The sequence below is a fragment of the Novosphingobium mangrovisedimenti genome (assembly GCF_025153475.1).
Taxonomy (GTDB): domain Bacteria; phylum Pseudomonadota; class Alphaproteobacteria; order Sphingomonadales; family Sphingomonadaceae; genus Novosphingobium; species Novosphingobium mangrovi_A.
In genome coordinates this window covers 1-21,649 of record NZ_JANZXA010000005.1, presented here as the reverse complement: position 1 = coordinate 21,649, position 21,649 = coordinate 1, and the positions used below count along the sequence as shown (strand labels likewise).

At 64.6% G+C, this 21,649-nt stretch carries 18 protein-coding genes; 12 read left to right on the top strand and 6 right to left on the bottom strand.

Features of this window, described 5'->3' with window-relative positions:
* Positions 1–13 precede the first annotated feature (13 nt).
* Positions 14–1,747 carry a DEAD/DEAH box helicase gene (locus NZK81_RS08725; RefSeq protein ID WP_260045741.1) on the bottom strand — a complete coding sequence of 578 codons (1,734 nt, stop codon included), beginning with the start codon at positions 1,745–1,747 and terminating at the stop codon, positions 14–16.
* Between the two features lie 433 nt (positions 1,748–2,180).
* On the opposite strand from NZK81_RS08725, the gene NZK81_RS08720 reads away from it, so the two are divergent.
* Positions 2,181–2,954: an enoyl-CoA hydratase/isomerase family protein gene (locus tag NZK81_RS08720; protein WP_260045740.1), complete on the top strand. Its 774-nt coding sequence runs from the start codon at positions 2,181–2,183 to the stop codon at positions 2,952–2,954.
* Positions 2,955–3,118: 164 nt separating this feature from the next.
* A complete protein-coding gene (locus tag NZK81_RS08715) occupies positions 3,119–4,138 on the top strand; it encodes an NAD-dependent epimerase/dehydratase family protein (RefSeq protein ID WP_260045739.1) in 1,020 nt (339 codons plus the stop codon).
* A gap of 57 nt (positions 4,139–4,195) precedes the next feature.
* Here the strand turns inward: NZK81_RS08715 and NZK81_RS08710 are convergent, their stop codons facing one another.
* Positions 4,196–4,732 (bottom strand): cytochrome P450, encoded by a 537-nt coding sequence (locus NZK81_RS08710; RefSeq protein ID WP_260045738.1) that lies wholly within the window; start codon positions 4,730–4,732, stop codon positions 4,196–4,198.
* 194 nt (positions 4,733–4,926) lie between these two features.
* Positions 4,927–5,967, bottom strand: coding sequence for an endonuclease/exonuclease/phosphatase family protein (locus NZK81_RS08705; protein ID WP_260045737.1), 1,041 nt, complete (start codon positions 5,965–5,967; stop codon positions 4,927–4,929).
* A 162-nt stretch (positions 5,968–6,129) separates the two neighbouring features.
* Between NZK81_RS08705 and NZK81_RS08700 the strand changes: the two genes are divergently transcribed.
* From NZK81_RS08700 to NZK81_RS08690, 3 genes are all read left to right on the top strand, one after another.
* Positions 6,130–7,323, top strand: a complete 1,194-nt coding sequence (locus NZK81_RS08700; protein ID WP_260045736.1) for a hypothetical protein — start codon at positions 6,130–6,132, stop codon at positions 7,321–7,323.
* A gap of 94 nt (positions 7,324–7,417) precedes the next feature.
* The gene (locus NZK81_RS08695) at positions 7,418–8,734 is read left to right on the top strand and encodes a lipopolysaccharide biosynthesis protein (protein WP_260045735.1); all 1,317 of its coding nucleotides are present in this window, start codon (positions 7,418–7,420) and stop codon (positions 8,732–8,734) included.
* On the top strand, positions 8,731–9,840 hold the full coding sequence (locus tag NZK81_RS08690; protein WP_260045734.1) for a glycosyltransferase family 4 protein: 1,110 nt from the start codon (positions 8,731–8,733) through the stop codon (positions 9,838–9,840). Before NZK81_RS08695 ends, NZK81_RS08690 begins: the two co-directional genes overlap by 4 nt.
* A gap of 36 nt (positions 9,841–9,876) precedes the next feature.
* Here NZK81_RS08690 and NZK81_RS08685 read toward each other — a convergent pair whose 3' ends face one another.
* Positions 9,877–10,275 carry a response regulator gene (locus NZK81_RS08685; protein ID WP_260045733.1) on the bottom strand — a complete coding sequence of 133 codons (399 nt, stop codon included), beginning with the start codon at positions 10,273–10,275 and terminating at the stop codon, positions 9,877–9,879.
* A 50-nt stretch (positions 10,276–10,325) separates the two neighbouring features.
* Complete coding sequence (locus NZK81_RS08680; RefSeq protein WP_260045732.1) at positions 10,326–10,676, bottom strand: hypothetical protein; 351 nt, start codon at positions 10,674–10,676, stop codon at positions 10,326–10,328.
* A gap of 181 nt (positions 10,677–10,857) precedes the next feature.
* Here NZK81_RS08680 and NZK81_RS08675 point away from each other — a divergent pair, with 181 nt between their 5' ends.
* The 6 genes from NZK81_RS08675 (at position 10,858) to NZK81_RS08650 (ending at position 17,952) form a co-directional block, all read left to right on the top strand.
* Complete coding sequence (locus NZK81_RS08675) at positions 10,858–13,206, top strand: chemotaxis protein CheA (RefSeq protein ID WP_260045731.1); 2,349 nt, start codon at positions 10,858–10,860, stop codon at positions 13,204–13,206.
* The gene (locus tag NZK81_RS08670) at positions 13,203–13,643 is read left to right on the top strand and encodes a chemotaxis protein CheW (RefSeq protein WP_260045730.1); all 441 of its coding nucleotides are present in this window, start codon (positions 13,203–13,205) and stop codon (positions 13,641–13,643) included. Before NZK81_RS08675 ends, NZK81_RS08670 begins: the two co-directional genes overlap by 4 nt.
* A gap of 55 nt (positions 13,644–13,698) precedes the next feature.
* Positions 13,699–14,064: a response regulator gene (locus NZK81_RS08665; protein ID WP_260045729.1), complete on the top strand. Its 366-nt coding sequence runs from the start codon at positions 13,699–13,701 to the stop codon at positions 14,062–14,064.
* A gap of 53 nt (positions 14,065–14,117) precedes the next feature.
* Positions 14,118–15,173: a chemotaxis-specific protein-glutamate methyltransferase CheB gene (gene cheB / locus NZK81_RS08660; protein WP_260045728.1), complete on the top strand. Its 1,056-nt coding sequence runs from the start codon at positions 14,118–14,120 to the stop codon at positions 15,171–15,173.
* Complete coding sequence (locus tag NZK81_RS08655) at positions 15,164–16,018, top strand: CheR family methyltransferase (RefSeq protein WP_260045727.1); 855 nt, start codon at positions 15,164–15,166, stop codon at positions 16,016–16,018. The genes cheB and NZK81_RS08655 overlap by 10 nt, the downstream gene beginning before the upstream one ends.
* 164 nt (positions 16,019–16,182) lie before the next feature.
* On the top strand, positions 16,183–17,952 hold the full coding sequence (locus tag NZK81_RS08650) for a methyl-accepting chemotaxis protein (protein WP_260045726.1): 1,770 nt from the start codon (positions 16,183–16,185) through the stop codon (positions 17,950–17,952).
* A 62-nt stretch (positions 17,953–18,014) separates the two neighbouring features.
* Here the strand turns inward: NZK81_RS08650 and NZK81_RS08645 are convergent, their stop codons facing one another.
* Positions 18,015–18,932, bottom strand: coding sequence for an MBL fold metallo-hydrolase (locus NZK81_RS08645; RefSeq protein WP_260045725.1), 918 nt, complete (start codon positions 18,930–18,932; stop codon positions 18,015–18,017).
* A 750-nt stretch (positions 18,933–19,682) separates the two neighbouring features.
* Here NZK81_RS08645 and NZK81_RS08640 point away from each other — a divergent pair.
* Positions 19,683–21,649: DUF5801 repeats-in-toxin domain-containing protein (locus tag NZK81_RS08640; RefSeq protein ID WP_260045724.1), on the top strand; the 1,967-nt coding region annotated here is incomplete at its 3' end.

Sequence of the window (21,649 nt, the reverse complement as noted above, 5' to 3'; positions counted from 1 at the left end):
GACCAGGCCGAAGTTAGCGGGACTTCGCGCCAGGTTTTCCGGGTTTCGGGCCTTTCTTGCGCGGCCGGTGCGGGGCACCGCCCGAAGCATGTTCGTGCTTGCGCGGCGCATAGGGCTTGGCGCCGTCGCGCCGGCGGTTTTGACGCGCGGCTTCGCGCGGCTTGCCTTCCACCGGCTGGATCTCGACCTCGTCGTCCTCGTTGGCCGTCCGGCGGACGGCATCGAGGAAGCGCGTGGCGAGTGTCCCCGGAACTTCGAACAGGGTTTCGCGGGCGGCAATGCGGATCGCGCCGATGTCGCCGCGGCTGACATGGCCTCTCCGACACAGCAAGGGGAGGATCCAGCGCGGATCGGCATTCTGGTTGCGGCCGACATTCAGGCGGAACCATGAACTGTCCTCGAAGCCCGGGCGCGGGCCACGCGGTTCGCGCGGGGCATCGCTGGGCAGCAGTTCCTCGGGCTCTGGCAGGCGCGCGCGATGGGCGTGGACGAGTGCGGCGGCGATGTCGCGCGGCGTGCGCTCGGTCAGGAGCTGGTCGGCGAGGGTATAATCCGCCTCGGTGAACTCGACGGGGGCGAGCAGCGCCGCGAGCATTCGCTCGCTGTCCGCTTGCCGGATGTCATCGGCAGAGGGCGCCGTGATCCATTCGGCCGGGATGCGCGCGCCGCGCAGCATGGACTCGACGCGCTTGCGGCGGGGGTAGGGCACGATGAGCACGGCCGTGCCCTTCTTGCCGGCGCGGCCGGTGCGGCCCGATCGGTGCTGCAGGGTCTCGGCATCGCGCGGGATCTCGACGTGGATCACGAGGCTGAGGCTGGGCAGGTCGATGCCACGGGCCGCGACGTCGGTCGCCACGCAGACGCGCGCGCGGCGGTCGCGCAGCGCCTGAAGCGCCTGGTTGCGCTCGTTCTGGCTGTGCTCGCCAGAAAGCGCTACGGCTGCGAAGCCGCGTTCCTGCAGGCTGGCGTGCAGGTGGCGGACATTGTCGCGGGTGGCGCAGAACAGCATCGCTGTTTCCGCCTCGTGGAAGCGGAGCAGGTTGACGACGGCGTTCTCGATGTCGGCCGGAGCCACGGCTACCGCCTGATAGCTGATGTCGCCATGGCCGCGATCCTCTCCGATCGTGGAGATGCGCAGCGCATCGCGCTGGTAGCGCCGGGCAAGCGCGGCGATCGGCTTGGGCATCGTTGCCGAGAACAGCAGGGTGCGTCGCTCGGACGGGGTTGCGTCGAGGATTTCCTCGAGATCCTCGCGGAAACCCATGTCGAGCATTTCATCCGCCTCGTCGAGGACGATGGCCCGCAAGGCGGAGAGGTCGAGCGCGCCGCGTTCGAGATGATCGCGCAGTCGTCCCGGCGTGCCGACCACGATATGCGCGCCACGGCTCAGCGTGCGGCGTTCCTTGCTGGCGTCCATGCCGCCGACGCAGGTGGCAATGCGCGCGCCGGCCTTGCCGTAGAGCCAGATGAGCTCACGGCTGACCTGCAGGGCAAGCTCGCGCGTGGGGGCGATGACAAGGGCGAGGGGGGGCGTGGCAAACGGCATGCCGCCGTCCTCGTCCAGCAGGTCGCCGGCCATGGCTAGGCCGAAGGCCACGGTCTTGCCGGACCCGGTCTGGGCGGAAACGATCAGGTCGCGGCCGTGCGCCTCCTGTTCGAGGACGGCGGCCTGCACCGGCGTGGGAGCGGCATAGCCGCGTTCGGACAAGGCATCGCCAAGCAATGGCGGAAGGTGGGAAAAAGGCATTCTTCTCGCTAGTCAAAAATGGGGCCATGGGCGGCGGCGGACGCGGACATTGCCGGACGCGTACTGCCGGATAACGCCTTGGCTCGATGCGATCGTCGCGGCGCGAAGCCGTCCATCGCATCAAGGTTCGTGCGTGCCCCCATACAGACGGCGCGGGCGTTTGGCTTCAACTCTTTTTCGATGGCCTTCAATTATCATCTAAATATCTGATTTTACGAAATTATATGAAGGGCATCAAAGATTTTCGCCGCAAACATGGGTGGTGCAGCACGGATCGGCGCGCAAGGCACGCGCATTTCTACCGGATACCAGAGCCTTGGTGCGTACTTTTGAGGGACTGTCGAACTCCTGCTTCCTGACCAAACCCCGTGATGCCGGTTGACAAGCCGGGTTCCCGTGCTCAGCGCGGGATGACTGCGCAAAGGGAGGCGAAATGGCATTCGAAGTCTCGACGAAACGCCACGGTAACATCGGCGAAATTCACTTCTCGGCCCCGCCGCACAATTTCGCCTCGCCGCCGCTGCTGGGGGCGATCGCCGATTCGATCGACGCCATGGATGCAGACAGCGACATCCGCTGCATCCTGCTCACGGCCGAGGGCAGGAGCTTTTGCGGCGGCGCCAATCTGGCAGGCGACGAATCCGTGCAGGGTTCGAGCGGCATGGACGAGATCGGCAGGCTCTATGAAAACGCCACACGCATCTTCCGGCGCAAGAAGCCGATGGTGGCTGCCGTGCAGGGGGCCGCGATCGGCGCGGGACTTGGCCTTGCGCTTACGGCAGACTTTCGCATTGCCACGCACCGGGCCCGCTTTTCGGCCAACTTCGTCAAGCTGGGGTTTCATCCCGGTTTCGCGCTGACCTACACGTTGCCGCGCATGATCGGCGTGCAGCGGGCAGGCTGGATGATGCTGTCGGGCGATCGCGTCAAAGCCGAGGAGGCGCTGGGCTGGGGACTCGTCGACCGCATTGCGGACGAAGAGGACTTCGAGGCCGCGGCCCTGGCGATGGCGGGCGACATCGCCTGCAACGCGCCGCTTGCGCTGGTATCCATCCGCGCGACCCTGACCGCCGAGGTGGGTGACCGGGCCGTGGCCGCCATGACGCACGAGCACGAGCAGCAGACCGCTCTCAAGGGTACCGCCGATTACGAGGAAGGCGTGGCCGCCGTCTTTGCGCGCCGTCCTGCCGTGTTTACCGGGCGCTAGCCGCCCGGCCGGGAGCGTCCCCCCTTGGCGGACACTGGCAGAAATCGGCGTGGCGCTTCTGTCTCGCCGGGCCTTGGCGAACCGGACCGCGCCCATTACCGCTGAGGCCATCGGGCTCGCCCGGCGCTCTGGCCGGCACCTTTGCGCTTATCGACGGGGACAGCATGACGGACACGGACTCCAGGGTAACGCTGGTTACCGGCGGCAGCGGCTTCGTCGGCAGCCATATCGTGCGCCAGCTGGTGGCGCAGGGCCGGAAGGTGCGGGTGCTGCTGCGCAAGAGTAGCAGCCAGGAAGCGCTAGAAGGCCCGTCGGTCGAGATCGTCTATGGCGACGTGCTCGATCCGGAATCGCTGCGCGCTGCGATGCAGGGATGCGGTACGGTGTTCTACAGCGTGGTCGATCCGCGCTTCTGGCTGACCGACCAGACGATCATCTTCCGCAACAATGTCGACGGGCTGGTAAACGCGATGGATGCGGCGCTCGAATGCGGCATTCAGCGCTTTGTCTTCACCAGTACCATGGGGACGCTGGGCATCAATCCGGACGGTCCGGTCACGGAGGATATTCCGTTCAACTGGCTCGATCGCGCTCCGCCCTACATCCGTGCGCGGCTTGAGGCGGAAAACCGCCTGCTGACCTATTGCCGCGAAAAGGGTCTGCCCGGCGTGGCGCTGTGCATTGCCAATACCTACGGACCCGACGACTACCAGCCGACGCCGCACAACCATGCGCTGTGGGACGTGGCGCGTGGCAAGATGCCGATCGGCATGGATGTCGGCCAGCCCACGGTGGACATCCGCGATGCGGCGCAGGCGGCATTGCTAGCGGAAAAACACGGCCGGATCGGTGAACGCTACATCATTGCCAACGAATATGTCCGCAATCGCGATTTCTACGCGATGGCGACGAAGATTTGCGGCACCAGGCCGCCCCGGTTCATCTCGTACAAGGCGGGCTATACGCTGGCCTGGACGATCGAGCGCGTCTTGAAGTTGCTGCGGCGCAAGGATTATCTTGTCAGCACGGATGCCATGTTCCTCTCCGACGTGTTTCGCGAGCTGGACAATGGCAAGGCCCGTCGCGAACTCGGCTGGACCCCGCGTCCGCTGGAGGAAACGGTGCGCGATGCCATCGCGTGGTTTTCCAGCCGCGAAGAGGGCGAGAAGGCCGAAGCGTTCTGATGCGAAAAGGAGCCCGCGGGTCGGTTCGACGACGCTGAGGCGCTGTGCCAGATCCCGTTACCTGTCCATCGTGTAGCGGATGCCGCCGGTCATGCTCAGCTGGTCCGAAATCCTGTATGTCGCCCGGGCGTAGAGGCCCTTGTTGTTGAAGTAGTCCTTGGTGCTGTCATCCGAGATCTGGCCGATGCCGAGCGGGCTGGCGCACACGGCGTTCTTGACGTCGGTGCAGGTAGCGAAGATGTCGATGAGCTGGCTGTTCCAGACCAGCGGCTTGCTGAATAGGTAGTGCAGGACCCCGGGGATGTGGATGTCATCGAAGCGGTCGAGGAAGCTCTGGATCGCGATCTTCAGTTCGCGCCGGGCGAGGTGCATGCCAAGACACAGGTGCGGGCCGCTGGCGAAGGAGAGCGTCTGTTCCGCCCGCTCGAGGTCGATCTGGTTCGGGTTCGGATAGGCTTCGGGATCGCGGCAGGCAATGAAGATCGACATCACGACGAGGTCCTTTTCCTTCATCTGCACCCCGTACCAGACGAAATCCCGCGTTACTCGGCGCTGGCTGGAGACGACGCTGAACATGCGCAGCAGTTCGCGCACGGCCTTGTCCCTCTTGTCCGGATTGTCGCGCAGGAACTGCTGGAACTCCGGATGCGTTCCGATGGTCCGTCAGGGTCAAGTATGACTGGCGGAAAGGCGGGATAATTGTCTGATTGCGTTTCGTTCCGGCATTGAATGAATGCCATGTGAGACAGGCGCCGGTCCCGGTGATCGGGAACGGTGCATCGCAGGTTTCACAATTGCCGTGCCGCCAACTGATAGGTTGCGACAAAGCCAAGATGGTCGGAAAGATCAAAGCCGCCCTCGGCGATCCCGAAGGGGATCTCGACGCCGCGCAAGGCCAGTCGCGATCCGTTTCCGGGACGGTAGTACTCCTTGTCCTTGGCCCGATCCTGCACCGCGAGGAAGTCGGCCTCGTCTCCGGGGGCGCTCAGCTTTGCGCCTGCCGCTGTGGCGATCGCCTCCTTGCTGCCCGTGAGGAAGCCACCGCCCCGGCCGGCTGCTGCAAGGCGATGCGGGTCGTGCCCGATGTTGAAGTCGCCACCGAAGATCACGTCATCTTCCGGCCCCACATTCTTCGCGACGAAACGTCGGACGGTGCCGGCCTGCCAGGCATAGGCGGTATTGGCGCGCGCGACCGAAACGCCCGAGGCCTTGCGCGAATTGAGGTGGGTGTCGATCACGGTGACCGGTCGCGATGTGCCCGGTACGGCAACCCGCGCCAGCAGCACGCCCTTGGCGGCGAGACAATCGTAGCCGGCGCACTGGTCCTGCGGGAAGGCCATGCGGGCGGTCTCGACGATCGGGTAGTCGGACAGGATCACCAGGCCACTGCCCACCCACTTGCCGTCGTCCTCACCCTTGCGCCACCGGGCGTTTTCCCGAAAGCCCGCGTCCAGCGATGGGGACGGGGCCGCATCGTCCGGTTGCGGGCCGATGGCCATGTAGGGGTAGCCACCCTCGGCGCCGATCGACTTGGCTTCGGAGATGAAGGCTTCCTGCAACAGCACGATGTGTGGCTGCCTGCCCTCATGTCGCAGCGAGGCCAGACGGCGGCCGATCTCCGACAGGGCGGAGGGGCGTCCGAATGCCACTGGCATCGGAAGCCCTTTCACGTTCCAGGTCATCACCGAAAGCGTCCCGGCCGTGTCGTCGGAAGCGTGGACGATCCGGGCTGACGGGCGGGACACGACGGCCGCCGGCGTGCCGTGTGGAATGTAGGCCGCGATAGTGATGAATGCGGCGGCAAGGGCGGCCGAACGAAGCAACTTCATTAAGGGGGCTTTCCGTAATGCTCTGTCCTGTCCGACGTCGCCGGGCCCCGTTTTCCGCAGTTCCGGCAAGGCCAGAAGGCGTGTCCGCAGCGCAAATGGAATGAAGTGAAAGATTTTTTCCAGCCGACTGAGGGGATCGCGCGCGCGTGGCGTCACAGGCTCATGCGCATCGGCTTCCTGTTCAATCACGACCAGATTCATCAGGTCGCACACAGCCTGCCAATCGCGATGGCTCTGGCGAATGGCGGATTTTCCGGCGAGATCGTCGTCGCCACGACCACCCCGGCACTGGTCAACGAAGTGCGGCGCATCGGCGGGAACCTGATCGGCACGCGCATCGAGCACGTCGAACTGGCACCGTCCGGCTTCTCGCGCAGCCTCGATGCCATGTTCGGCAAGGTCATACCGGCGCACAAGCTGCTCATCTACAGGGATAACCTGGACTTCTTTCGCGGGCTCGACATTCTCGTCGTCGCGGAAAAAACCTCGCTGATTCTCAAGTCGCGCTACGGCCTCAAGAACCTGGCCATCATCCACACCCGCCACGGGGCGGGCGATCGCGCGATCGGTTTCGACAAGGCCAGCGCCGGTTTCGATCACGTCCTGTGTTCGGGCCCGAAAATCCGGGACCGGCTGATCCGCGAAGCGGGTGTCTCGCCGCAGGCGATAACCGTTGTCGGGTATCCGAAATTCGACCTCGTCCGCGACAAGCCGATTCACCGCTTCCTGCCCACCGCGGAAAAGGTCGTCCTCTACAACCCGCACCCGTCACCGCATCTTTCCTCGTGGTATCGCCACGGTGTCCAGGTGCTGGACCGGTTCCAGGACGATCCCCGGTACGGTCTCATCTTCGCACCGCACGTCATGCTGTTCCAGCGCAGCTTCGTGCTCACCATCGACAAGCTGTCGATCAACAGCGCCGGCGCCATTCCACAGCGTCTGCTGCGGGGCGACAACATGAAGTTCGATCTCGGCAGCCGCGCCTCGACCGACATGACCTATACTCTGGCCGCCGACATCTATCTGGGCGATGCCAGCAGCCAGGTCTACGAGTTCCTGCTTCACCCGCGCCCCTGCATCTTCCTCAACTCGCCCCGGCTCGACTGGGTGGGTGACCCCAATTTCCTGCACTGGGAAGCCGGGGAAGTCATCGTCAGCCCCGAACAGCTTCCCGCCGCGCTGGCCCGTGCGGAGGAACTGCACGAAACGCGCTACCGCGCGGTTCAGGAAGAGATGTTCGCCGCCAGTTTCGACATTACCGCCACGCCCTCGTCGGTCCGCGCGGCATCGGCGATTGTCGACTTCGCGCACGGCCGGACGCCGACGCGAACCCACCTGCGCCTTGTCACGGCGTGAGTTCGGACCGAAGCGGGCCCGCTACCATCATATGACATTTGCTGCTAACCGGGGCCGCCCGACGGGGCGGGTGCGCACGGATCGGGAGCACAGGGTGTCGGCGACAGCAGCACCGGCGGACAGTCGTATTCGCCGGATATTCAGGGGACTGGGCCTCGTGCTGGGCGGCAAGGCCGGCGCCGGCATCCTCAGCCTGCTCTACCTTCTGCTCGCGACACGTTACCTTGGCCCGACCGACTACGGCGTGCTGGTACTGGTCCACGCCTACGTGACGACGGTGTGCGGCATCATCGAGTTTCCCTCGTGGCAAGCCATCCTGCGCTACGGCGCGGAAGCGGATCGTGACGGCAGCACGCACCGGCTGGGGCGCCTGCTGCGCTTCGGGGCCACCGTCGAACTGACCGGCGGGGCGCTTGCGATCGTGTCGGCCATGGTGCTCGCGCCGTTCGTGGGGCCTCATCTCGGCTGGTCGGCCAAGGCCATGGCCTTCGCGCCCGTCTATGCCTTCGCCGTTCTGGGCTCGATCCGCTCGACGCCTGCGGGATACCTCCAGCTGATTGGCCGGTTCGACCTGATCGGGCTGCACAATCTCGTCCAGCCGATCGTCCGCGTTGGTGGCACGATCGTCGTGATAGCGTTCGGCTGGGGGCTCAAGTCGTTCCTGGCCGCCTGGCTGCTTGCCGCGCTGGCGGAGTTCGCCGTCCTCTGGGGAATGGGCTTGTGGTTCGCGGCGCGTCGTCTGGGTTCGGGGCTCTGGAAACCGGAGCCGGGCGCGGTGCGGCTGGAAAATCCGGGCATCTGGCGGTTCCTGATCGCCAGCAATGCCGATGTGACGCTCAGGGACCTGACCGGGCGGATTGCGCCGCTGATCGTGGGCTGGGTGCTGGGGCCGGCTTCGGCGGGGCTCTTCGCGGTGGCCCAGCGTGCAACGGTCATCATCGCGCAGCCGGCGCAGATCCTGGGCAACACCTCTTATGCCGAGCTATCCCATATCGTCGCGGAAGGCGGCGGCGGAAGCGCGCTGCGCCAGACTGTTGCCAAGGTCGCGGGCATCAGCCTGCTGGCCGCCGCGCCCATCGTCCTGATCGTGGCGTTCTTTCCCAAGGTGATTGTCGGCCTGCTGGCCGGGCCGGCCTTCGCGGCGGCGGCCTCGGTCATGATCGTGCTCGTCGCGGCGCGCGCGATTGCCCTTGTCGGACCGCCGTGCAGCTCGGCCATTTCCGCGCTGGGCCACCCCGAACGGTCGATGGGGGCCAACCTTTTTGCCAGCCTTGTCTTCCTGCCCGTGCTGCCGTGGCTGCTGCACCGCTTCGACCTCATGGGCGCGGGGATACAGGCGCTCGGCCAGGCGATCCTGGCAAGTGCCTTGCTCGTCTTCCTGACCTGGCGCAGCAGCGGGCGGACAGGATGACCCGTCCTCGCATCGCCTATGTCATCAACTCGCTGGAGGGAGGCGGAGCCGCGCTTCCGGTTCCGGCGATAGGACAGGTCCTGCGCGATGCCGGCGCGGACGTGCGCGTTTTCGCGCTACTGCGGCGCGACGGTCGTGCCCTGCCGCCGATGGTCGATGCGGGCCTCGATCCCGTGATCCGCGAGGGAAGCGACAAGGATCATCTGGCCGCGGCGCGATGGCTGAAGCGCGAGGTGCGTGCCTGGGGCGCGACCCATGTCTGGACCTCGCTCAGCCGGGCGACGATCCTCGGCCTGCTGGTTGGCCCGGCGCTGGGCCTGCCGGTCATCGCATGGCAGCACAATGCCTTCCTCAAGCCCTGGAACCGGAGGCTCATGCGTCTGCTGCAATCGCGCGCGGCGCTGTGGGTGGCCGACTCCCGATCGGTCGCCGACCTGACTGTCGAGCGTTTGGGGGTGGCGCCCGACCGGCTGGTCACCTGGCCGATCTATTTTGCCGATCCGGCCATGCCCGAAGCGAGGCCCTGGTCGCCCGGAGAACACTTGCGGCTGGGTAGCCTCGGCCGCCTTCATCCGGCCAAGGGCTATGACGTTCTCATCGCCGCGCTGGCCCGCCTGCGCGCCTCTGGTTTCGAGCCACCGGTGCCTTTCGAGATTGCCGTGGCCGGGGATGGGACCCAGGGCGATCGCCTGAAGGCCCTTGCGGCCGAGGCCGGTGTCACGCAATTCAGGCTGGCTGGCTATACCGACAGCCCCCGGACCTTTCTTGCCGGCCTGCATCTCTACCTGCAGCCGTCACGAGCCGAGGGCTTTTGCATCGCGGCGCACGAGGCGCTTACCGCGGGCCTTCCGGTTATCGGTTCGCGGGTGGGCGAAATGCCCCATTCCATCACGGTGGGCAAAACCGGATGGCTGGTCGAGCCGGGCGAGGTGGATTCGCTCGTTCACGCCTTGCGCGAGGCTCTCTCCAGGCCGGAGGCTCTTGCGGAAATGGGGCAAGCCGCGCGGGCGGACATGTTCACCCGCTTCTCGAAAGCGCAGTTTGCGGCAACGGGCGCCGAAATCCTGCATCGCGTCCTGCTGCAGGACAACGCCGCTGTTCGCTGACGGCAGCGGCGCTTCGGAAAGCCTGCGGTTGCGGGTCTATGCGGCGCCGATGCGCTGCAATTTCGCCTGCAAGGTCTGGTGATCGAAAGGCTTGATCACGTATTCGTCTGCCCCGGCCTCGATGCCCTGACGAATCGCGGCCGTGTCCGAGTTGGTCGTGCAGAAGACCACCTTGGGGCGCATCTCGCTCTGCATGCTGCGCAGGGCGGTGACGAACTCCATGCCGCTCATCACCGGCATGTTCCAGTCCAGCAGGATCAGGTCGGGCATAGCGGTCTTGCACTTAGCAAGCGCTTCCTCGCCGTTTTCGGCTTCCGCGATCTCGTAACCCAGCGTTTCCAGAATGCGGCGCGCCACTTTTCGAATGACGCGGGAATCGTCGACGAGCAGGCACCGCCGGGTACGCGGTGCCTCGGCTACCGCGACCGGTTCCACGACTGCGGGTGGTTCGCTCTCACGTCGCGCGCGGGGCGGGGAGCGTTTGATCAGACCTTCGAGAATGGCACGGCTCCTCTTTCCTGGGCGTCCTCATGACCATTCAGGATGTGGGCGATGGTCTTGGCCTGATCGACGATTTCCTGTTGCTCGTCCGGCTGCACCTTGGACATCGTCACCGGCTCGGAAACCTCGTCGGAAGGCGTGATGCGCACATGGATGTAGGGCACCCAGACGTCGCCATATTCGGCCTTCTGGTACCACAGGTCGATGATGTCGTATGATGACCAGAACCCGTTGGGCTCAAGCAGCCTGATCCCTTCGCCGATGCGGGGCAAGGCTGCGAACCTCAGGCGTTCCTGCGTCTGGTGCGTCTCGTTCTGGACTTCGATTTCGATCAATTTGAAACGTCCCCCCTGCCGCTTCGGATCATGCTAGGGGGAAATCCTTGCTGAAAAGAAAACGCGAAAGGCACCTTTCCTCGTCGCCGTCCATGCGGCCGCCGTGCCGGTCGTTCGGCGGGCAAGCCTAACCCTTGGTTAAAACATTCTGCCGCATAAGCCGGTCATGCGGGGGGAATAGATGGACGATCTGCTTGCCGATTTCCTGGCGGAAACGCGCGAAATGCTCGAGGCATTGGGCGGGGAGCTTGTCGCGTGGGAGGATGATCCCGGCGACCGTGCCCGGCTGGACGCAATCTTTCGCTTCTTCCACACGGTGAAGGGCAATTGCGGCTTTTTCGAGTTTCCCCGTCTGGAAGCTCTTAGCCATGCCGCCGAGGATGCACTGGCAGACGTGCGCGCCAACCGGCGCCAGGCCGATTCCACCCTGGTCAGCGCGGTCCTCGCAATTCTGGACCGCATCGGCGACATGGCGGATGCGATCGAGGAAGGGACGGAGTTCCCCGCAGGTGGCGACGAAGGTCTGATCGCCGCGCTCGAGCCGGAGGCGGATGTCTCGGCCTTGCTCCAGTCGTCGTTGGTCAGCGGCGACGACGGGCAGCACAAACTGCCGTCGAGCCAGCGTTCGATCCGGCTTCCCGTCGAACTGCTCGACCGGGTGATGAGCGGCGTTTCGGACATGGTCCTGGCGCGCAACGAACTGGCCCGCCGGCTGCGTGAAAGCTCGGTCGAAGCCAGTGTCGGCGAACCGTTCGAGCGTCTTTCCGCGATCATTGCCGATGTCCGCGATGCCATGACGCGCACGCGCATGCAGCGCATCGAAAGCCTGTTCGGCGGGATGCCCCGGCTTGTCCGCGACTTGTCCGCCGAACTGGGCAAGCAGACCATGATCGACGTGGACGGCGGCGAGGTCGAACTCGACCGCGAGATGATCGAGATCATCCGCAATCCGCTGACGCACATTATCCGCAATGCCATCGATCACGGCATCGAAACGCCTGCCGCGCGCCTTGCGGCGGGCAAGCGCGACATGGGGCTGCTGTCCATAACCGCGCGCCAGTCGGGAAATCAGATCCTGATCGACATCGTCGATGATGGACGGGGTATCGATGACACGCGGCTGGTGGAAAAGGCCGTCGCCGCCGGGATCATCGGCGCCGCGCACGCCACGCGCCTGTCGCCGCGCGAACGCACCGCGCTGATCTTCGAACCGGGCATCTCGACCGCGGAAACCGTTACCGCCATTTCAGGGCGGGGCGTCGGCATGGACGTGGTGCGTGCCAATATCGAGCGGATCGGCGGCACGATCGAGGTGGAAAGCATTCCCGGCACGGGCACCCGGTTCAGCCTGCGCGTGCCGTTGACCCTGACGATCATTCCCGCCCTGACCGTGAGTATCGCCGGCCAGCGCTTTGCCATCCCGCGATCGTCGATAGAGGAGATCGCCCGGGTCGACGCGGGTACGCTGGAGATGTCCCGCGTCGGGGGCGCCATGCTGGCGAAGATCCGCGAGCGGCGCCTGCCGTGCCTGGCCCTGGCCGATCTGCTGCGGATGGACAGCGGTGTCGCGGACGAGGAACGCACGCTGATCGTGCTGCGGCTCACCGGCGGCGAACTCTTCGCGCTGGCGGTCGACCGGGTGCACGATCATGAGGAACTGGTGGTGAAGCCCGTCGCGCCGGCCATCATCGCTGCGGGCATCTATGCGGGTACGACCCTTACCGATGACGGCAACCCGATCCTGCTGCTCGAAGCGACGGGGCTGGCGAGGGCAGGCGGGCTCCAGTTCGACGCGCTCGAACGCAGCATGCGGCAGGCCGGTACGCCGGAAGCCGCGAAGGCCGCGCGCACCACGCCCGTGCTGCTGTTCATCGGCCGGGATGGCAGGCGCAAGGCCATGCCCATGGCCGTTGTCGCCCGGATCGAGGAAGTCGGTCCAGGCGCGGTGGAAACCGACGGCGATCGCATGCGCGTGGTCATCGGTGACCGCATTCTTCCGCTTGCCGGAACCGACGAGGTGCCCCTGCCGGATGAGGAGCTGCGGCTGTTCCGGCTCCACGACGGCCGGACCGAGATCGGATATGCCATTCACGAGGCCCTGGGTATCCGGCAGATAAAGGCGGAATTCGTGGCTGCCGATCATTCGGGAGACATCGCGGGCGTCGTCCTGATCGACGGCGAGCCGACGTCGGTGATTGCCCCCTACAAGCTCTTTGCCCGCCACGCCGCCAGGACCTCGGGCGAGGCATCCCCGGTCTGTCATCTTCCCGCCGACGATCCGTGGATCCAGAATTTCGTGCGGCCGATGGTGGAAGCCGCCGGCTATCGCATCATCAATGATGGTGACGGCGAAGCGGATCTGGCGATCATGACGCAGCCCGAAGATGGCGTTGCCATCAGTGCCCGGAAGGTCATCCGATTGCGGTCGGAGCCGGCGGACCTGCAGGACGAGCCCGACAGCATCTATCGTTACGATCACGCAGGGCTGCTGTCCGCGCTGAATCTTTCCCGTGGGAGGCAAAGCCTGTGAACGACCTGCTCCTGATTGTCGTGGCGGCCGGCGAGAAAGTCGCCTTGCGTTCCTGCGACGTGCAGTCGGTGATCGAGCTTGAGATGCTCGCGCCGGTCCCTTGCGCGCCTTCGCATGTCGCAGGACTTTCGGCCCTGCGCAGCCGGGTGCTGACCGTGATCGATTGCCAGAGCGCTCTTGCGCTCGGGCAGGCCATCAACCGGGAGGCCGGCGCCCCGGCCGTGGTCGTCGATCACGAGGGGCATGCCTATGCGCTGCTGCTGGACGGCATCGAGAGCGTTACCAAGGCGCGGTCCGATCCCGGGCCGGTACGCACCCGCATGGGGGGCAACTGGGCCGCCATGTCGCACGGCATGGTCGAGACCGACGAAGGGCCGCTGCTGCTGGTCGATGTCGCCGCTCTGATCGCCGGGCCGCAGGAAGTGCGGGCCGCTTAAGTCCTTGGTCACGATCACGGCCTAGTGTCGGCAGTTCATGAAGGGAACCGTCCAAATGAAGAACTGTCTGATCGTCGATGATTCGAGCATGATCCGCAAGTTCCTGCGCACTTCGCTCGAAACGCTGGACTTTGCCGTCAGGGAAGCGAGCAACGGCCAGGAAGCCATTGCCCGGTGCGAGGAGAGTATGCCCGACGTGATCGTGCTCGACTGGCACATGCCGGTGATGACCGGGATCGAATTCGTCAAGCTGTTGCGCCAGGGCGGCCATGCCGACCAGCCCAAGGTCGTGTTCTGCTCTACCGAGAACGACCTCGAGCATATTCGCACCGCCATCGAAGCCGGTGCCGACGAATACGTGATGAAGCCCTTCGATCATGAGACGCTGCACATGAAGCTCCAGCTTGTCGGTGTTGCCTGAGCCCTTCGGCCATGGCGTCGTCTTCCGTCACGAAAAGTCAGGAGCACGCCGAGGTGCGTCAGCCTGTAAGGTTGATGATCATCGACGATTCGCTCGTCGCCCGCACCGCGCTGCGGCGCATGATCGACGGGGACGACGCGCTTGAAGTGACGGCGCTGGCCAGCACGGCCGAGAATGCCCTGGAAACGCTGCGCAGGACGCGTGTCGACGTCATCCTGCTCGATCTCGACATGCCTGGAATGGGCGGCTTGGAAGCGCTGCCGAAAATCATCGAGAGGGCACGCGGGGCCCGTATACTGGTGGTCTCCGCTCTCACGGTCGACGGCGCGGAACATACGCTCGCCGCGCTTTCGCTGGGGGCGGCGGATACGCTTCCCAAGCCGGAGTCCGGCAGCCTTCGTGACGGCTATCGCGAAATCCTGATCGGCAAGATCCGCGAACTCGGGCGTGCCGCTGCCGCCGCCGAGGAACCGGCCCCCGCGACGGTCCTGCCCGTTCGTCCTGCCCGCCTGTCTTCCAGGGCCACCGTTGGCGCACTCGCGATCGGGGCGTCGACAGGCGGCATCCACGCCTTGGCGAGCCTCTTCGCGGGGCTGCCGCCACGGCTGGGTGTTCCGATCTTCGTGACGCAGCACCTGCCTTGCGCGTTCATGCCCGCCTTCGCGCGACAGCTGAAAATCGCGTCGGGATACGAGACGCTGGTCGCCGAAGAGGGGTTGATCGTCGAACGCGACCGGATCCTGATCGCGCCGGGGGATGCGCACCTGATGTTTGAAACCCGCTCGGGACGTCTGACGGTACGCCTGGATCGCAAGCCGTCGGCAACCGGCTGCATGCCCTCGGTCGATCCGATGTTCCGGTCGCTGGCCGACGAGATCGGTGACCGGGCCTTCGGGGTGGTCTTGTCGGGCATGGGGCGCGATGGTGCCCAGGGTGCCGCGCGTATCGTCGCGACCGGGGGGACGGTCCTCGCGCAGGACGAGGCCAGTTGCGCGGTATGGGGCATGCCGCGTGCCGTGGCCGAAGCCGGTCTGGCGTCCGCCATCCTTCCGCCGGCGGAAATCGCGTCCCGCATCGTCGCAAGTGTCGGAGCGGTCGCGTGCAGATAAGCGAAACGTCGAAGCAGATCCTCGCCGAACTGCTCAAGTCGCAGACCGGGCAGGATTTTCCGACCAACCGCATCTGGCGGGTCGGAACTGCCTTGTCCGGCCTGTCCCGCGAACATGGCATTGCGAACCTGGATCGCCTGATCGCGAAGCTGGCACTGTCTCACCGTTCGGCGCTGGCGGAAGCCCTGCTCAACAACGAAACCTATTTCTTCCGCGACCGCGCGATGTTCGAACTGCTCGACGAGCGGGTCCTTCCCGAACTCGCGCGGGAGCGGGCATCGGCCAGAAGCCTCAGGATCTGGTCGGTCGGCTGCTCGACGGGGCAGGAAGTCCTGTCGCTCGCGATGCTGTTCGCGGAGCAGGAAAGCCGATGGGCAGGCTGGAAGGTCGATATTCTCGGCACCGATGTGTCCAGCGCGGCGATAGAGGCCGCGCGTGCCGCCTGCTACACGCCCTTCCAGATCCAGCGCGGTCTGGCCGTGGGGCAGATGGTCAAGTGGTTCGAGGAAACCCCGCAAGGCTGGCGCGCGCAGGACAAGCTGCGCCGCATGGTGCGGTTCGAGCGACACAACCTTCTCGATCCATTGCCATGCCAGGGCGGCTTCGACATCGTGCTTTGCCGCAATGTGCTTCTCTATTTCGACGATGCCACGCGCAAATGCGCGTTCGAACGGCTGTCGGCGGCGATCGCTCCGGACGGCTGGCTGATGCTCGGCGCGGGCGAGACGTCGATCGGCCAGACCGGTCGCATCGTGCCGGATCGGACATTGCGCGGGCTTCACCGGCTTTCCTCTTTCGCTGCCGCGCAACGACAGGACGAGGCTCCGCGCAGGGCTGCCGGCTGACGCGCTCCGCAATCGCCCGGAAGGCGGGCGCCCAGAGTTAAGTCTTGCTTAAGTGCGCTGCCCTAATGTCGGATTGCCCCGAATGTTTGCGGTTCACGAGAGCAAGGGGCCCCCGAGGGGGACGAGGGGAACAGATTGCTGATGGGGATTCTGCAATGCCGGAAATGACCTCTGGGCCGAAGCGCAACTGGTTCGGTCGCCAGTCGATTGTGACGAAGATGCGCGTCGTCATCTGCGTTTTCCTTGGTCTTTCAGTCATCATTGCGACGTCGGGCTGGCTGGTTCTGTCCACGATCCAGCGCAGTGCGGAGGAATTCGCCCGGCTGAGCAATTCCGCCCAACTCGTCTCGGGTGCGGGTAGCAACATCAGCGAAGCCCTGCTGCAGGCCGAGCTTGCCGCCAGGAATGGCGATGCGTCGCAACTTGGCAGGTCCCGTGCGCTGCTGGGGGAAGCGGACGACAAGCTGGCGAAGGCCCGCCTTGGCGCCGGGAATGTCACGCCTGAAATTGCACTGGCATTCGATCAGCTCGACAGGGCTCTGGCCGATTACGGCGCAAAGGTTTCAGCGGATGGGCAGCCGGCGCGCCTTGCCGGCGAAGTGACTGAACTCCCCGGCAAGGCGATGGCGCTGCAGAAGGCGCTGACTGGCCGTGCCGCGGCTGTTCAGCGCGACAGGGAGAGCTTCGTCGCCTGGAGCGAGATCGCGATGTTCGCGTTTGCGCTCTTCGCGGCGCTGAACGGGGTTTTCGCACTCAGCCTGACCCGTCGCGACATCACCGGCCCGCTCACGGACATGGCGCAGGCCATGCTCAAGCTGGCCGACGGCGACAACAACATCACGGTTCCGGGTACCGATCAGATCAACGAGATTGGCGACATGGCCCGCTCGCTCGAGGTCTTCCGGCGCGGCTATCTCAAGCTGGACCGCATGCGCGCTGAAGCGGCCGAAGCGGCCAAGGCTGAAATCGAACGGCAGAAGGAAATCCAGCGCGAGCGCGAGGCATTGCGGGCGGAGCAGACAGCCGTGCTGCTCGAACTGGCCGAAAAGTTCGAGCAGACGGTCGGTGGTGTCGTCAGCGGGGTTGCAGCGGCCTCCAGCCAGTTGCAACTCACCGCCAGTTCCATGGCTGCCGCCGCCGAACAATCGGCAAACCAGACCAGCGAGGTGTCCTCGGCGATGAGCGAGGCCTCGGCAGGCGTCACCGCCGCCGCCGCCGCGAGCGACGAATTCGCCATGTCGATCAACGAAATCAGCCGGCAGGCCGCGACTTCGGCGGAACTCGCCCGCAAGGCCACCGTCACGACGGCGGACACGGACAGCATTATTTCCGCCCTCGCGAACTCGACCGAACAGGCGGGTCAGATCGTCAAGCTCATCTCGACGATTGCCCATCGCACCAACCTGCTCGCGCTCAATGCCTCGATCGAGGCCGCGCGCGGCGGGGAAGCGGGCAGGGGCTTCGCCGTTGTCGCATCCGAGGTGAAGGAACTCGCCGATCAGACCAGCAAGGCGACAGAGGAAGTCGCCCAGCAGATCCGCGACATCCAGGAATCGGCGGACTGCAGCGTGGCGGCCCTTCGCGCGATCGAAAAGGACATCGAGGAACTGGAAGCCACGTCGGTATCGATTGCCGCGGCCGTCGATCAGCAGTCGGTTGCCGGCCAGGATCTGGCGCGAAGCATCGACCTCGCCGCCCGCAGCACCGACGACGTGACTTCCAATGTCGAGCAGGTCCGCGAGACGTCCCTGGCGACGGGCGCGGCCGCCTCGCAGGTGCTGACGTCCTCGACCGAACTCGAGAAGCAGGCCGTCGTCCTGAAAACGCAGGTCGAGCAGTTCCTGAAACATATCAGGGCATCAGAACAGGCGAACAGCCACGCGACTGAAAACGCACCTTCCTACGACAGGATGGCCAGCCTCGAAGCCGCGTGACGGGGGCTCAGGGTGTCGAGTTGCCCCTGCCAGTCACGAAATCGGCAGGGGACATGGATACGTCATTCCGCCGCAGGCCTGGGTGCGAGCGGATAGACGATAAAGTCGGGATGGCGGTCTATCACCGGTTCGGGACCTGCCTGTGCTACTGCCTGCTGAAGCTCGTCGATCACTTCGGGCGACAGCGGCAGCGGATGCTCCGACGGGTGACTTGGCGCGCGCATCGCGTAATCCTGCCCGGGAACGGTCGTCATCTCGATATGCGCTCCCAGCAGCGCGCGGATCGGATGGGTCTTCGCGAAGGCTGCAAGCCTGTCGGCGCTGGCGTGAAACGCGTCGAATTGATCGACCGGCACGTAGAGCCTTCCGGGATAGAGCATGTCGCCGGAGAACAGTAACCGGGTTCTGCCATCGTAGACCATGATGTGGCCCGGCTCGTGGCCGGGCGTTGGGATGATGTCGAGAACGCGCCCGCCAAGATCGAAGCGGGCGATGCCGTCCGGCCAATCCCCGATCTGGAAGAATGCCGCGACCTGTTCGGGGGCGAGGCCCACGACTTCGGTATCGGGCCGGTCGCGAAACTCGTCGTCGCCGGCATGATGATCGCCATGGCCGTGCGAGTGGGCGACGACGAGCCGGATCGGTCGATCACCGTGACTGGCCCGCCATTCCTCCACCAACCGGTCGATGGTCGGCCGAATCTCCAGCCCGCCGGCGCCGCTGTCCAGCAGAAGCGCGCGGTCCGTCCCGAACAGCAGGTAAAGGAAGGGCGCTTCGAAGTTGGTCCTGACCGATTGGCGGATGACGAAGGTGTCCGCATCAATCGTCTGGACCTGCGTCTCCGGCTCGCTCGCGGTCGTACCGTTGATCCAGTGCTCGAAACGGGGCGGTTCGGCCAGCGGAGCAGTGGCTCCGAGCAGAAGTGCGGCGCCTGTCGGCAAGAGCAAACGGCGGACGATCGCATGAATGGCTGGCTGCATCGGTGCAGCCTATGCGTTATCGCCTGTCGAGCAAGCCCTCTGTCAGGGCCATTCGCATCTTTGCGGACGGGGCGCGGAAACGGCAGGTGCTTTGACGGCCGATTACCAGGCCGCGCGGCATGCATGAAGACGCCGACGATTTGTTCGACATAGCGCGCTTCGTCCTCGGCTCTGGAGGCAGTCTCGTCCATCGCCATGGGATAGCCGAGCAGCATGCCCAGGAACATCGTTGCGGCAGGTGATCGGGCGATTCTGGGTGCCGGACCGCTCAATGGTCGGCCGAATGACGGGATGCTTGCTGTTCCCGCTCCTGGAAAGGGGGAGGAATTGGCAAGTTTCACAGTCGTCTAGGGCAGATGATGCAGTAGTCATTCGTGCCAGCGGGGGCTCCTGGTTGATTTTTACGTAATCATATCGTTTAATACGTAGTCAACCACTCGATTCGGTTCCGTCGATATGTATTCCGGGATCAATCGATGCTTGGTGCTTCCGCGGTATCGATTTTCAGCTCTATTTAATTGAAATATCGCGTATTTCGCAGGTCAAATGGATGTTCTCGATGCAAGCTGCAAAGGCCATCGGGAGTTTGTCGTTATGGCGCTCGGAGGGGTTCTTCGAGTGCTCCATATCATTTTGGAAATATAAGATATTCTCATTTTCAGGTCGCGAGGACGGAGCCACCGTCAAAGCGCTTGCCATGCCCAATGACGATGGCCGTCCCCTGGACTTTGCATGAAAGGGGTATGTGTCGTGGCTATCAACATTACATTCGATGGAACCCTCCGGCTGGACCAGACAGAGGGCCTCCAGGACGACGACGTTGCGCTTGGCATCACGACAAACGCAGACGGTGGCACCGACGATAACGACGACGACATACTCGTCGGCGGTCTGGATCAGGACTTCCTCGATTTCCTGAACGGCCTCAACGATGGCACATTCCTGAGCGACGATCTCCTGGCCTTCGCCGCGCTGGTGGACGGCGCGAGCGACAGCGATTTCGTGACGATCGAGGCGACTTCCGAGGAAACGATCACCGACGTCTTCCTCTCGGACGCGAGCGGCAATGCCTTCGATGGCGACCAGGTCTTCATTTCCGCGGGAGTGCCGCTCCAGACCGTGGGTGGAGACAACATTTTCCTCTGGTCGGCGATGGGCGGAAAGGTCGTTCTGGCCACGACGAGTGCGGCCAGCGCAATCAGCGGCCAGCTGGTTGCCGCCTTCTTTATCGAGCCCGATTTTTCCGGGGGCGATCCGTACAGCATCACGGCGAAGATGGAGATGGTCACCTTCATGCCGTTCGATCACCCGCTTGCCACTAACCCCGACGATTCGATCGACTTTAGTGACATCCTGAACGTGAGTGTCGCGGCCAATCTGAGCTTCGATTTCGACAATCTCGATTCCGGGAATTTCCTCTGGGCGGCGGTCGGCAGCGATAGTGCGGGCCTTCTGATCACCGGGCAGGACCTGAACGTCAATCAGGACGATACGTCGTCGAAGTACGGCAAGATCATTACCGGTGGGTCGGACCCGTCCGATACGGTGAACACCAGCCAGGGCGGGATTAACGCCACCATTGGCATCCTTTCTCAGCACTTCACGGATGCCAAGGAGAAGGGCACGGCGGTGGACGGCCCGGTCGGCGTCTTCACGCTCGTACGAGGTCTCGATCCGCTGGCAGCGTCAACTGATGGGCAGGCCACGGGGATCAATATTCAGGACATCGACTACGACAGCTACATCAATGCCCCCAGCGCTTCGATCTTCATTTCCCAGACCGATGGCGGCGGCACGGCGATGTTCGAGGTCGCCCTCTGGGAAGCCGGCGGCGGCACGACACCGGAAGAAAGTTTCGACTACATAGGCAATACGGACACCGACAGCGCGTTGCATGACGATGGCGCGGTCGCCGTCGACCATGTCGAAATCACGCGCGGGTCGACGACCTATGTGTGGGACAACGACATCGTATCCGGCACGGGCAGCAGCGGTTCGACACAAGGTGGCATTACAGTCACCTTCGATACGAATGCCTTTGTCGTTGCCGGCGCCACGACCGGCGATACGATCGAATTTGCCGCAGAGGATGGTTCGACCTTCAATCGTTTCACGGTGCAGGGCCTGGCCAACACAAGCTCGTTCGACATCGGCAGGGTCGACATCGACGAGGGCATCATCGTACCCGAGCCAGTCGGAGACTACCTGCTCGTCGACGACGACGGGCCGGATGCGAAGGTGATCAACGGGACGCCCGACACGCTGACGCTCGACGAGACGCGTCCGGAAGGAAGCGAGACCGATGGCAATAGCTCGCCGGCGGGCCTGGCCTCGACCACCGCGAACTTCGCCGACAACTTCACCGACGGCGGGAACCCGGTGGACTACGGCACCGATGGCGCCGGTTCGGTGGGCTACAGCCTTGTCCTGACCGGCTCCAATGTCGGGTCCGGGCTCTACACGCTGGGTGTCGGCGGGGCGATGGGCAACGAGATCGTGCTCAACCAGTCAGGCAATACCGTCACCGGCTCCTACGGCGGCACGACCTATTTCACGATCAGCATCAACCAGACGACAGGCGTGGTCACCTTCGCCCAGAGCAACAACATCTGGCACGGCAGCACGGCGAGCGACGATGACAGCGAGGGCCTGACGCTGGCCAATGCGGCGGACCTCAAGGTCGTCCAGACGGTTACCGATGCCGATGGCGATCAGGA